This is a genomic window from Paenibacillus sp. PastF-3 (assembly GCF_029893135.1).
GTDB lineage: Bacteria > Bacillota > Bacilli > Paenibacillales > Paenibacillaceae > Paenibacillus_AQ > Paenibacillus_AQ nitricinens.
This window is the reverse complement of record NZ_JARXWM010000005.1, coordinates 384,522-397,329: the sequence shown is the minus strand read 5'-3', so window position 1 is coordinate 397,329 and position 12,808 is coordinate 384,522. Positions and strand designations below refer to the sequence as shown.

The following is a 12,808-nucleotide window of genomic DNA, read 5'->3' as shown; positions in this document are numbered from 1 at the left end:
ACCCTATTACACGGCGATATCTAGTCCCCATTAAAATACAATTAGTTGAACTGCAATGAGCCCAAAGTATAACCCGCATAGACCGGCTTGAGGCCGCCTAGCATGTCATCCTTCTTATCGGATCCGTTAATTGCCTGTTGATATGAAATAATAATTTCACGAAGCTGTTCGACGCTATAGGTTGCTCCTTCAATACGGAAGCTTGATATTCCTAGTTCACTCATTTCATTCAACAATGGTAAATAGCAGAGTTCTTTGGCAAATAACAGATGGCAACGGCCGTGCTGATCACGATATACCGGATTCTCACCTTTGTCTGTCTTTAGAACCAAAACACTATTGTGCACATATTCATTATCCTCTTCAGCAATAGGCTCCATCAACTCAGTATTCTCATAAAGATCATGTTCCATATACATTAGTGCAGGTGTACCATGAACTACCACTTCCAAAGGCGCTTTACAACGTGAGGCAAAGGTAGCAAAATGCTCCACCGTCATTTCCGGAGACACTGAAAGCTGAGTCAAGCCTAAGTTAGTATATAATTGCGCTGACAGATGATTGTATACATTTAAATTACTGTCCCCAATTAGCGGGTATCCTGTAGCGTTGTAACGACGAATGGCTCCTAAATTTGTAACGATAAGACCGTCAATCGGCAAGCGTTCTCCCTGAAGTAATTGATCATATTGATCAAAATGCAGCTCTGTCATCATACGTGGCAAACCTAAGTAAATTTTGCTATCGCCTTTCCGTTCACCAAGTTCCTTAATGTCCCGTTTCGTAAAAGGTTGATCGGGTTCAAAAACATCCCCCGGCAAGTACAAGCTATCAACACCAAGCTCTAAGACCATCCGGGCCTGTTCCATATTATTTACTCGGACAGCTAGCTTAGCTTTTGTCTTCTGCGGTTGCTTAACCTCAGCCAAACTCTCCCGCACCTGCTCAACACGTTTTTCAGATAATTCCCGCTCTGCGGTTGGTGTACTGAACACTTTTCCAGTGCTATAAAATTTGCCTGTACCTTCGTAACGACGGTTAATGTTAGCCAAGCCTGGTTTGCCAAAAGCATAAGCTGTCGAAAAGTCACGTTTGCGGTTGTTATAGAGTTCTTTAGTATCGACCGTACGGTCAAAGCCAATCGGATCATCGATATACCGGTCAATAGCTTCACCATAACTATTCGCCAGCATCACCATAAATTCCTTATCCCGCATGCGGCCCTCTATTTTGAAGGAGGTAATGCCTGACTCAATTAATTCCGGCAGATGCTCATACATGAACATATCTTTTACAGCCAATGGATATTCAGCAGGATAAACATAACCATCTTTTTTCACCCGATAATCCCAGCGACAAGGCTTCATACATTTCCCACGGTTACTGCTCATACCGAATACATGAGAGCTGAAATAACAATTCGCTCCGTGAACTGAGCACATATCTCCGTGAATAAAATACTCCAGTTCCATCCCACTCCGCTGACCAAGCAGTTTAGCTGTCTGCAAATCCATTTCCCGTGAAGTAACCACACGACTTACTCCCAGATCACGCAGCGCGTAGATCATTTCCAGGTTGTGCACATTCATCATTACCGAAGAGTGAATCGGAAGATTAAGGCCCATCTCGCGAATAAGCTCCAGCACTGCCATATCCTGAACAATTAAGGCATCCGGGCGAGCACCGTCAAGGAAACGCAGATATTCTTTAGCCTCTTCCACATCTTCTTCACTAAACAGGTTATTCACTGTGATATACACTTTTTTGTCTAGACGGTGAGCAATATCTAGTGCCTCTACGATCTCCTCATGAGACAGATTATATCCTTTACGCATCATTCTCATATTCAATACAGGTCCACCAAAATAAACTGCATCACATCGTGCCTGGATCACTTCCTTGAAAATCTCAAACGTTCCTGCGGGTGCTAATAATTCAATCTCTCTACCGTTAAAATAACGTGCCATTCAAGTTCCCTCCCAAGTTGATACTCTCCATACAAGTTGTACTTTACACCAAAGCTACTGCAATCCCCATTACAATAAACATAGTAATAAAAATAGTATCGAATATGCCCCACCTTAGGCGGTGATACTGGCTACGCGGAGCATCCATACGAAAGCCACGGGCTTCCATGGAATATACCAGATCCTGCGCACGCCTAAACGCACTAGCGATAATCGGAACCAGCAAGGACACTAACATTCGTCCCTTTTCCTTTAAAGGCAGCTCCTTCAGATCAGCACCCCGTGAGGCCTGCGCTTTTATGATAATCTGCGACTCGTCTAGAATCGTAGGTATGAAACGAAGGGAAATGCTGATCATCAGTGTGATACGGTCGGGCTTCAAACCAAACTTTTTGAAAGGAGCCAAAATCCCCTCCAGCCCTTGATTCAGCTTACCCGGCGTTGTGGTGAATGTAAGTAGTGCCGTGAACGTGATCAGAAAAAACATGCGGATGACCGAAAATGCGCCTAATCTTAGCCCTCCCTCATAAATAGACCACGAACCAAGCGTCAGCACCGCCTCACCCGTCTTCACAGACAGCAGCTGTACGATAAAGATAAATAGCATTAAATACCGTAAAGGCTTAGCTGCTTTCAGAAAGTATTTAAGCGGAATCCGAGTGGAAGCCATAACCGCTATTGAGAAAATAGCCAGCAGCGCCATAGCCATCCACGAACGGGAGAGCAGGATAACAGCTACGTATAATAGCATTCCGATGATTTTGGCACGAGCATCTAGCTTATGCACCCATGAACCGGTCTCAATACTGCGCCCTATGATTAGCTTCTCATTCATAGCTATCCCTCTTTCCTTCGTGCTGCTCGCTAGAGTTGCCTGATCCAGATGGCAGCGAAGCGATTAGCTCTGCTAAGCTCTCTGCCGTTAAGCGAGGAGCTTCATCCGTAAGACCAAAGCGATCAGCGACTGCACGCCAGTAACGAAGAGACTGCGGAACCGTCAAGCCACACTGTTCCAGAATCGAAGGGTCATCTGCCAGCGCCTTTACGCTGCCTTGAAACGCCGTGCTGCCCTCTTTAAGGACAAGCCAGTTGTCCGCGTAAGGCAATAACTCATCCATCCGATGCGTGACGACGATGATCGTTCTCCCCTGTTCACGGCATAAACGCTCCAGCAAGTGGATTAGCTCTGCACGGCTGATGGGATCAAGCGTAGACGTCGGTTCATCCAGAACGATGACCTCAGGGTCCATAGCTAGCACGGAGGCGATAGCTGCCTTGCGCATTTGCCCACCGCTCAATTTAAAAGGATTCCGCTCTAGCAGCGCAAGATCCAGCCCCATATCTAGCATGGCCTGTCTTGCGCGTGCCTTTGCCTCTTCGAGGCTCATGCCGAAGTTAAGAGGACCGAAGATAAGATCCTTTTCGACCGTATCTTCAAACATTTGCTGCTCTGGAAATTGAAATACCAATCCGACTCTACGGCGCAGCGGCATCAACTTAGGTGATTTCTCCCCCGCCTGGATGGTTACATCGAGCACTTTTACCGTACCCTCCGTTGGTTTCAATATCCCGTTAAACAACTGCAGTAGCGTCGATTTACCAGAGCCTGTCGCCCCAGCAATACCAACCATAGAGCCTAGTGGAACACTGAGGTTAATGTCGCGGAGCGCCGTCAGCTTCCATAGGCTTCGGTCAGCATAGGAATAACTTACTTGCTGTAATTCTATGGCCATAACGTGTCTATAAGCTCCTTTTCACTGGCGGGAACATCCACATAGATGCCCTGATTCTGCAGCTCGCGTGCAAGACGCCAAGGATACGGCTCACACAGATGGCATTTTTGCAGAAGCTCTTCGTCCCGGAACAGCTCCGCCGGTGTAACATCAGCAGCTAAACCACCTCCATGCAGTGCAAGCACCCGATCCGATGCCAAAATCTCATCTGCATCATGTGTAATCATAAGAATCGTATACTTTCCTTCCGCTCGCATATCCTGCAAAATACCAAGAAGATCATTTCTGCTTCCTTCATCCAACATAGAAGAGGCCTCGTCAAAAATGACGATGCCTGGTTCCATAGCAAGAATGGAGGCGATAGCGACACGCTGCTTTTGACCTCCAGACAGCTCACCTGGGTGTTTGGACAACAGATGATTTATTCCCAGCCTCGTCGTATAAGCGTGTAATCGTTCAGCCATCTCTTCGTACGACAAACAAAGCCCTTCCAGGCCGAATAAGATATCTTCCTCTACAGTGGCTCCAATAAACTGATTATCTGGATTTTGGAACACCATACCGATGCATTGCCGAATGCTTCCGATCGTCTCCTCACTGAGTTGCATACCACTAACCACAATTTCACCAGCACTCTTAGGCAGCAAAGCATTTAGTAGCTTAACTAGCGTAGACTTCCCGCAGCCATTGGGGCCAACCAAGCTAACCCATTGTCCCTGTGAAATAGATAACGTTATATTTTGAAGAATCGGATGCTCAGGATCATAACCAAACGATACCCCATCCAAAGAGATGACAGCTTGTCCTTCTCCCTCTAACTCTTGACCATCATATGATTCATTCATGTTAGTCATCCTTCCGCTGATGTGACTAATCAGTCCAAAAACTCTTCAAACAACGATATTTTTGACAATGAAGCCACCAAATAACGGACTGCATAGCCCACGGCTATTCCTGTTACTACTCCAGTGATCAGCAGCATGGGAAGATAATAAAAAATACTAAGGGACGAGAATACCATAGAAGCTGCCAGCAGCTGACCGATATTATGTGCAATTCCACCAGCTATACTAATTCCGATCAAGCTTATACTTTTACCTTTGCCACTAAGCAGCATTAACACGAACATTACAACAAAGCTAAAAAGCGAACCGAATAAACTGAACAATAAGCTCGAAAAGGTACCTAGCAGAAATGCAGTAAGCAGTGTTTTGAGAATGACAAGCAGGAAAGCGTCCCGTCCACGTAAAAAGTAAATACAGGTCAAAATCATAATGTTAGCTAGTCCAAGTTTAGCACCTGGCACCAGTCCCATCCCTGATAATGGGATCTGAGCCTCTATTAGACTGAGCACTACCGCCACTGCGGCAAAAATCGCAATAATTACCGTTCTTTTTAAAGCTGTTGCAGATTCACTACTGGACATAGGCATCTATATCATCCTCCCCCGACGCACTTGTGATCTCCACTAATACTCTATGTGGTAGACAGACAATCGTCTGTTTGGGCAGGGTAATAAAACCAAAACCTAGGCATACTTGATCCGGGCAATCGGCATCGTACATTTCAATCCCGTAATCATGCACCTTCAAGATGTTATAACCACGTTCGGTACGGACCTCAATGGTTTGTTCTTCTTTTGTAATCTTTACCGTTTTAAATAACTCGCCGTCCACAGTCACATTGGCTACGAGATTTTTACCGGCCCCACCTTTATCATCATTGTCCGAAAACCATCTCGGTACGAGAAAAGCGAGCGCAGCAATCAATACGATGGAAATCAACCACACATCTGCGCGTTTCATATAAATCTCCCTTATTTTTTAATTAAAATCCAGACTTATTAATTATAACGGTCTGCCCTCAATCCTTCAATCAATGTTGGGGTTTTATGTAAGTTTTAAAGACCTGTTCACAAAATAGGCACGCAAAATAACCCCCACAGACTCAAGCCCTTCGCTTCGAGCAAATTCAGGTGTAATTTGCAGCGTTTGCAAAAATTAAACTTACACTTTAGCCCATTTGAACCGAGATTGCCCATCTCTTCTGGTTTACTAGCTTTTCCGAAATATTCCACAATTAATCTAGTCTAAGTCACATTCGGATCTGAAACGCCCCCTCTGGAGACTTGTTCCCCTCCTAAGCAAAACCATCCTTATCTTGGAATTCATTATTATATTTGCCTTTTAAACAATACTGTGTTATATTTATATCGTATTTGTTTTTCGATATATTGTATATCCCCATCAAGAAGATGTCAGGCCGACTATTTTACACTTCGGCAATTTGGACACAGAGGCTTCATGTTTTCTTGCAGAAACTTTCCTTTTTATGAGATTAAATTCGAAATATAGCATTCCGATTCACACTGGCGCGGTCAATGGAGCCGCAAGGGCAAAAGAGAGGTAGGGCTTTTGTCGTATTGGAAGGATTATTCTCGCCACACGGCTGCTGGAAATAACAAGGAATTAAGACACCCGTTACTCACGAACGGCGGGGGATGAATATAACGAAAAAGCATGGCTGTACGAACCTTACACAAGGACACATGCCATGTGTGGAAAAATATAGGCGCCCGATAACCGCTACCAAGCGGATATCGGGCGCTGTCTACGTTCAGGGCCACTAATTTACATATTGATTCACAAAAGCTGTTACTACATTTATGTAACCCGTTTTATCCGTATCATAAGCTAATCCATGCCCCGCTTGCGGCACTACGAACTTCTCTTTTGGACTCTGACATGCCTCATATAATTCATTCATCATACTATATGGTACAAAATTATCAGCATCCCCATGAATAAAAAGAATCGGCACCTTCGCCTTACGCACCTGTTTCAAGGCAGACGCTTCACTAAAACCATACCCTGCTTTCAAACGAGTAATTAGACTTGCACTTTGGATAAAAGGGAAGCTTGGCAAGTGATACATACGCCTTAGTTGGTAAGCTAATTGTGCTTTAACTGAGCTGTAAGCGCAGTCCGAGACAATAGCTTTGACCTGCGGTGGGAGATTTTCACCTGAGGTCATGAGCACTGTAGCACCGCCCATAGAAACCCCATGAAGCACAACTTGAGCACTGAGCCCAGTCTTTTCTATTATATATTTAATCCAGTGTAAATAATCCTTGCGCTCATGCCATCCAAAGCCAATATAATTTCCAGCGCTTTCCCCATGTCCCCTGGCATCGGGAATCAGGATATTAAAGCCCAGTCTCTCGTAATAGATTTTGGCGTACGCCCCCATATCCTTCCCTTTTCCAGAATAACCGTGGGCTAGAATCACCGTACGACCTTCAGCACGATCCGAAAGGAGCAAATACCCTCTTAGTTGTAGCCCGTCCTCAGATGTAATCTCCACATTCTCAAAGCTCTGACTGGAGATCCAATCCTTCCCCTCGCCCCAAGAAGCCCCGGCAACCGGGGGATCAACCTTCAAGTCACGATTAGTACTCAGGAATTCCTTCGGTGCTCGTTTAATAGCAATGCCATAAAAGAAAAAGCCAGCATAGATCAGAGCTCCAATGACGATGACAGCACTAATGAAGAACCATACCAATTCGTCTTCCCCGTCCTTTCCTTATGTTCGTTGTAAATCAGTATAACATCTACTTAGAATGCGCCAAAATATAACAATCATGACAAAATAGAGCCGCCATCGGAATATGTCCCGAAAGCGGCTCTTCTATTCTTCACGGCTTAGCTTGCGTTCACGCTATAATCACCGTTTATTATTTCTTGTTCGAGAATCTATTTCTCATTAGCAATCCGATAAGAGCAAAACCTAGACCTGCTGCATAATAAGGAACTGGACTTGATTCTCCCGTTTTTGGCAGTTCATCCACAGGTGGATTACCTAGCGGAATTGTATCATCCACTACTGCAATATCCTCTGGTGACGGCGTTTCCGTTGCCACCGGTCCTAGTGGGATTTCATCGTCGTCAACAAGGACTTCTGTATTGCTCGACGGGGTTGGTGTGGGTACTGGTGCTGGAGTCGAAGAAGCTACAGGACCCAGCGGCACAGGGTCATCATTAACAACAATAGTGCCAATTACAAATGATGGTGTTGGTGTTGGGAACACCGGAGGCTCCGGCGTTGGCGTTGGTGTCACTTCCGACGACGATGTCGGTGTTGGTGTTGCCTCTGGCGACGATGTCGGTGTTGGCGTCACTTCCGACGACGATGTCGGTGTTGGCGTTACCTCTGACGACGGCGTCGGTGTTGGCGTTGCTTCCGGCGACGGAGTCGGCGTTGCTGTTGCCTCTGGCGACGGTGTCGGTGTTGGCGTTGCTGTTGCCTCTGGCGTTGGCGTCGGCGTTGGTGTTGCTGTTGCCTCTGGCGTTGGCGTTGTCGTTGGCGTTACTTCCGGCGTTGGTGACGGCGTCACGCTCGGCGTTGGCGTTACTTCCGGCGTTGGTGACGGCGTCACGCTCGGCGTTGGCGTTACTTCGGGCGTTGGTGACGGCGTCACGCTCGGCGTTGGCGTTACTTCCGGCGTTGGTGACGGTGTCACGCTCGGCGTTGGCGTTACTTCCGGCGTTGGTGACGGTGTCACGCTCGGTGTTGGTGTTACTTCCGGCGTTGGTGACGGCGTCACGCTCGGCGTTGGCGATGGTGTCACGCTCGGTGTTGGTGTGTGCGTTGGTTTTGGTGTGTGTGTTGGCTTTGGTGTCGGTGTTGGCTTTGGTGTCGGCGTTGGCTTTGGCGTCGGTGTTGGCTTTGGTGTGTGTGTTGGCTTTGGTGTCGGTGTTGGCTTTGGCGTCGGTGTTGGCTTTGGCGTCGGTGTTGGCTTTGGTGTCGGTGTCGGCGTCATGCAAGGCGTTGGCGTCGGTGCCACGGTCGGCGTTGGCGTTGGGGCCACGGTCGGCGTTGGTGTCGGTGCCACGGTCGGCGTTGGTGCTACGGTCGGTGTTGGTGTTGGTGCTACGGTCGGCGTTGGTGTCGGTGTCACGGTCGGCGTTGGTGTCGGTGCAACGGTCGGCGTTGGTGTCACTGTTGGTGTCGGCGTCACTGTTGGCGTCGGCGTAGGAGGCGACTCTACCCCTTCATATGGATACCAATGCATCTGCACACCACCAGCAAATCCTTTCGCAATCAATGTCCCATGCAGTTCTCCGGAATTATAAGTTACTTTTGCAAGCGGAGCTAGAATAGTTCCTTCTATTGTTAAACTTCCAATGTTTACAGTGCTAGCTTCATAAAAATTAAATAATACCTTGTTAGGGCTGCCTCCCCAAATTTGAAAGCTTGGAATTTCAACTGAACTTCCGCTAACGTTAACGATAACTGTGGCGTTATTTGCAATATTAAACTGTAAGCCATTAGCACCAACGAAATCAGCAGCACTTAAATTAAGAACGTTAAATGATTCCGGAGCATCAATTGTTATTTTCCCATATTCCTTTTTGAAAGTTCCGACTGTAGCAAGTGAAGAGAATTCATTAGAACGTCCAATAAGATATTGCTCTTCATAATCAAAATCAATAGGTGTCCCTTTTCTCGCTGGTTCTTTAAGATCTACACCGTTTCTGATAAAAACACCACCATGAACGGATGCTCCATGAACAGTCCCATTAGTAAAAGTGATGTCATTGCCAGCAATAAGGACATCTCCACCTGGATTATCCTTGGATACGCCGTAATTCTGCAAAGTAATATTACCTTTGGCCGCCAGGCGCCCGTGAACCTGATCATTAGATTGATTGAAGTCACCAAGGATAAAAGTATTAAAATTTCCTGCAATGCCTAACACAGGTGTAGGAATATACGGAAGCACAGGCCCTGCCGCACTGACCAAATAACCACCTCCAGAAAGCCCACTACCCACCATCAAAATCCCCGCTATTACTAATGAGAGCAACGGTTTCATTCTTCTTTTCAAAATGCGCACCTCCTAAAACTATGATTTATAATTAAACAGAATAATTACCAGAACTCTAAAGAACCTAACAACAAAAAGACCGCCAAAAAAGAAGTAGAATTCCCTTCTCATGGCAGTCGGACGGTCATAGTGTCTTTTAGACACTTTAGACTCCTGAACTTTGCGTCCCACCCTTTCAGGCGGTTTGCTATTATCATGATTATATATGTATAGCCTTTGCAAATTAGAACTAGTAGCTTAAGCATCCTATTAAATAATGGTCTATGACTTTTAATACTTTGGAACTAACAATAGTTTAGCGCTCCATCCCCACAATTGTCAATCAATTCCTTTTGATATTTACACGCGTAAGCAAGCACAAAAAAAGCGCCAAAAGGCGCTTCACACAAAGGTTTTCCTTCAATTTTAAAGTAACTTTATCCAACCTAATATCGATATCCATAATGGAATACTTAGAATCAAACCAAATACCATTCCACGGGCGAGACTTCCTTCCTCTTTCATCCTAATTCTCCCTTTATATAAGTCTGAAGCATTAATTTTTATTATTACAATTTTAATATATTTTATTCTTTCTAATTTAGTTGTGAATTTAATCACATTGGACTAGCTGTTTAGAAATACCATTGATTATTTTTGGAATATCGGGGTAGAATACGAATATACGTTCCCATTAGGGGTGATGAGATTCATGCATAGAGCTGAAAGCAGGGACAATATGCTGGTGAAATCTTATTTATTGCTTCCGATGATTTTATCAGCTTTCGAACGGGACTCCGCCATTCTATCTGCACATTTACGAACTCCCGCCCCCTATCTGGAGGTTCTTGAAACAGCCGCAGCAGTTGCTACAACAGATTTAAGAGATGTTCGTTCAGAGATGAGAAAACGGGGAATCAAGGTTTATGAGCAGAACAGACTTAATGCAGGGATCGAAGCCAAATTTATATGTCGTGGATACCATGAACGAATGCTGCTATTAAACGACATTGTCGCTGCCCAAGCTGCAATTCATATGCGCAGATATCTCGGTCTGGATATTTCATCTTTCAAGAGCTATGAAGAGCAGTATCAGATTAAGTAAAGCCGTGTAGAGGCTGTCCCCCTCCCCCCCCATTTCCATTAGCGAACAAAAAAATAGGCCTTACCATGGGAGTTGGCAAGACCTGAGAGATTTATACCACAAAACACTGGGGGGTGTTTGGTGTCTTCAATATAAACCTTGAACCTGAAAATAAGATGATGCTCACATGAAAATTACATTAAAAACATCAATTCGTCGCTTAGACTATCCGCTCGACACTTTTGATTTCCAACCAAAGTAGCCCGCTTCGCCGACAGAAAAACCGACCGATGGATAGTTAGCCACGAGTGCTTTGAACTAATTGTTTTAAAATGATATAGTGGGTTCGTTGCTCGCAGGATGACTTGATAGCCGGTTGTAAAACATAATAAAGTCGAGACCTGAGTACGGAGAAGCAATAGGCGTTTGCCTTTTCGTTATATTTTCTGAAGGAGGGTAATAGCCCATGAGTGATGAAATCTGTATACCACCTGGCATTCACCAGAAGGACACTAGCTTCGGCTACACCTTGTCTATCATTAGTGGTAAATATAAAATGACTATTCTCTACTATCTCTCTGAAAACAAGATCGTGCGATTCAATGAACTGCAACGGGGTATCGGTACAATACCTTTTAAGACGTTAAGTATTATGTTGAAAGAACTGGAAGCGGACTGTCTCGTCAGGCGCGAGGAATTCCCCCAGATTCCCCCTAAAGTTGAGTATTCCTTGACTGAGAAGGGCCGATCGCTTATTCCGGTGCTGGATATGATGTGCACTTGGGGAGAGAAAAATTCCGTTCCAGCCGCGCAAGAGATAACAGTACCGTTTACGATTTAGCCACGACTTATGACAAAAGCAGCATTTCCATTAATGAAAATGCTGCTTTTTGTTTCAATTCTAATTACATATTATCGATAAATTCAACATAGCCTTGCGAACTGATGTCCAATTTTTTAAAATAATCCGTACTTCCTACCGTCTCAGATTCCGTACCATAAATGGCATAGAAGGAACGATAATCAGCGTTGCAGTAAATAAAAGTCGTGTCAAAGGGAGATAAAATACAGTCCAGCCCGTAGCCGAGTTTACCATCTTCACTGAAGTCTTTTTCACTTCCTCCGGCAGTTACAGCTAATGCGATTTTACGATTTCTTAATTTATCACTCTTCGAGCCATATGCCCATCCGTAAGTTAAATACTTCGTCCAGCCACTTTTTAAGCAGAGGCGGACTACTAAACCAGTAGACAGGGAATTGTAAGACGAGCTTATCATGCGCTTCATTTAGTTGTTGTTCCTTTTCCACGTTGATTTTTTCATCGGGATAGGCTTTGTACAGCTCATGTACCGTATATTTGTCTGGATATTTATGGAGTTCTTCGATCCAGCGTTTATTAACAACGGATGTTTCGATGTTTGGGTGCGTAACGACAACAAGTGTTTTCAATGGTGTATCCTCCATGTTTGAATCAGATTTAGGACTTGAGTTATACCTCCCATCACGCCATCGCGTAAGTATGCACTTTTAGTTCACGTACTTACCTAAAGGTAAGCATTGCAACCTGTCTGCACGTATATTGACGTACAGTCTTCGGGGTGATTCTCATCTTCGGTGTACACCCAAATATCACACAAGAGAGACTGGGTCATTCCTCCATCAATGTTACACTGGATACTTATTCACATGTTCTCCCCAACTTACAAGAAGCAGCCCTTCGAGGGATCGGCGACTCCATTCTTGAAACGTGCAAAGAGGTCAGGATTACGACTGATCCCTCATTTTACTTGAGTAAAGGTTAGATGGATGTTAGAAGATAGGTGATTTCAAGACAAACGGCGCGGTTCGGGGATCCCCGAAAACCGCGCCGTTATTCCATTCTTAGATATGCTGGTGAAGGAAATTGAACCCCTGGGCTACACCAGATTAAGGCTGATATAACTCTGTGGAAGCACACCCTCAAGCTTCCAAGCAAAACATCCTTCTCATTTTATAGCAAGATAGTCTTAGAAATAATTACAAGGAGGATAAACAGTACCAAGATTGCACCGGTAGATGTAAAGGCTCCTCCGATACCGCCACCATATCCGACACCACCAAAGCCAGCAATATTTTCGCTCATTTTAAATTTTCTCCTTTGTATTTAAGTTCATCTTAG

Annotated in this window: 11 protein-coding genes, 1 pseudogene and 1 riboswitch; of the genes and pseudogenes, 2 read left to right on the top strand and 10 right to left on the bottom strand. The window is 45.0% G+C overall.

From position 1 onward, the window contains the following. Positions 1-41: 41 nt before the first annotated feature. The 8 genes from M2444_RS13435 to M2444_RS13400 all read right to left on the bottom strand — a co-directional run bounded on the left by M2444_RS13435 (position 42) and on the right by M2444_RS13400 (position 9,587). Positions 42-1,967 (bottom strand): peptidase U32 family protein, encoded by a 1,926-nt coding sequence (locus M2444_RS13435; RefSeq protein WP_094874529.1) that lies wholly within the window; start codon positions 1,965-1,967, stop codon positions 42-44. 43 nt (positions 1,968-2,010) lie between these two features. After that, a complete protein-coding gene (locus M2444_RS13430) occupies positions 2,011-2,802 on the bottom strand; it encodes an energy-coupling factor transporter transmembrane component T family protein (protein ID WP_280787193.1) in 792 nt (263 codons plus the stop codon). Beyond that, positions 2,795-3,700, bottom strand: a complete 906-nt coding sequence (locus M2444_RS13425; RefSeq protein ID WP_280787192.1) for an ATP-binding cassette domain-containing protein — start codon at positions 3,698-3,700, stop codon at positions 2,795-2,797. The genes M2444_RS13430 and M2444_RS13425 overlap by 8 nt, the downstream gene beginning before the upstream one ends. Beyond that, on the bottom strand, positions 3,691-4,545 hold the full coding sequence (locus tag M2444_RS13420) for an ATP-binding cassette domain-containing protein (RefSeq protein WP_094878683.1): 855 nt from the start codon (positions 4,543-4,545) through the stop codon (positions 3,691-3,693). The genes M2444_RS13425 and M2444_RS13420 overlap by 10 nt, the downstream gene beginning before the upstream one ends. A gap of 29 nt (positions 4,546-4,574) precedes the next feature. Continuing rightward, on the bottom strand, positions 4,575-5,132 hold the full coding sequence (locus tag M2444_RS13415; protein WP_094874526.1) for a Gx transporter family protein: 558 nt from the start codon (positions 5,130-5,132) through the stop codon (positions 4,575-4,577). Next, on the bottom strand, positions 5,116-5,505 hold the full coding sequence (locus tag M2444_RS13410; RefSeq protein ID WP_280787191.1) for a NusG domain II-containing protein: 390 nt from the start codon (positions 5,503-5,505) through the stop codon (positions 5,116-5,118). Before M2444_RS13410 ends, M2444_RS13415 begins: the two co-directional genes overlap by 17 nt. 820 nt (positions 5,506-6,325) lie before the next feature. Beyond that, on the bottom strand, positions 6,326-7,261 hold the full coding sequence (locus M2444_RS13405; protein WP_280787190.1) for an alpha/beta hydrolase: 936 nt from the start codon (positions 7,259-7,261) through the stop codon (positions 6,326-6,328). Positions 7,262-7,433: 172 nt separating this feature from the next. Further along, complete coding sequence (locus tag M2444_RS13400; protein ID WP_280787189.1) at positions 7,434-9,587, bottom strand: choice-of-anchor A family protein; 2,154 nt, start codon at positions 9,585-9,587, stop codon at positions 7,434-7,436. Positions 9,588-9,695: 108 nt separating this feature from the next. After that, positions 9,696-9,786: riboswitch (cyclic di-GMP riboswitch) on the bottom strand. 492 nt (positions 9,787-10,278) lie between these two features. Between M2444_RS13400 and M2444_RS13395 the strand changes: the two genes are divergently transcribed. Beyond that, positions 10,279-10,671 (top strand): YhjD family protein, encoded by a 393-nt coding sequence (locus M2444_RS13395; protein ID WP_094874463.1) that lies wholly within the window; start codon positions 10,279-10,281, stop codon positions 10,669-10,671. Between the two features lie 445 nt (positions 10,672-11,116). Next, positions 11,117-11,491, top strand: a complete 375-nt coding sequence (locus tag M2444_RS13390; RefSeq protein WP_280787188.1) for a winged helix-turn-helix transcriptional regulator — start codon at positions 11,117-11,119, stop codon at positions 11,489-11,491. Between the two features lie 64 nt (positions 11,492-11,555). On the opposite strand, the pseudogene M2444_RS13385 reads toward M2444_RS13390, so the two are convergent. Together M2444_RS13385 and M2444_RS13380 are read right to left on the bottom strand one after the other, a co-directional pair. Then, a pseudogene (locus M2444_RS13385) lies at positions 11,556-12,099 on the bottom strand (NAD(P)H-dependent oxidoreductase). A gap of 541 nt (positions 12,100-12,640) precedes the next feature. Further along, on the bottom strand, positions 12,641-12,772 hold the full coding sequence (locus M2444_RS13380) for a YjcZ family sporulation protein (RefSeq protein ID WP_218832805.1): 132 nt from the start codon (positions 12,770-12,772) through the stop codon (positions 12,641-12,643). Positions 12,773-12,808 lie beyond the last annotated feature (36 nt).

Coding starts and splice junctions, on each gene's coding strand:
- M2444_RS13420 (WP_094878683.1), bottom strand. CDS start 4,545: ATGAATGAATCATATGATGGTCAAGAGTTAGAGGGAGAAGGACAAGCT.
- M2444_RS13430 (WP_280787193.1), bottom strand. CDS start 2,802: ATGAATGAGAAGCTAATCATAGGGCGCAGTATTGAGACCGGTTCATGG.
- M2444_RS13415 (WP_094874526.1), bottom strand. CDS start 5,132: ATGCCTATGTCCAGTAGTGAATCTGCAACAGCTTTAAAAAGAACGGTA.
- M2444_RS13410 (WP_280787191.1), bottom strand. CDS start 5,505: ATGAAACGCGCAGATGTGTGGTTGATTTCCATCGTATTGATTGCTGCG.
- M2444_RS13425 (WP_280787192.1), bottom strand. CDS start 3,700: ATGGCCATAGAATTACAGCAAGTAAGTTATTCCTATGCTGACCGAAGC.
- M2444_RS13395 (WP_094874463.1), top strand. CDS start 10,279: ATGCATAGAGCTGAAAGCAGGGACAATATGCTGGTGAAATCTTATTTA.
- M2444_RS13380 (WP_218832805.1), bottom strand. CDS start 12,772: ATGAGCGAAAATATTGCTGGCTTTGGTGGTGTCGGATATGGTGGCGGT.
- M2444_RS13390 (WP_280787188.1), top strand. CDS start 11,117: ATGAGTGATGAAATCTGTATACCACCTGGCATTCACCAGAAGGACACT.
- M2444_RS13435 (WP_094874529.1), bottom strand. CDS start 1,967: ATGGCACGTTATTTTAACGGTAGAGAGATTGAATTATTAGCACCCGCA.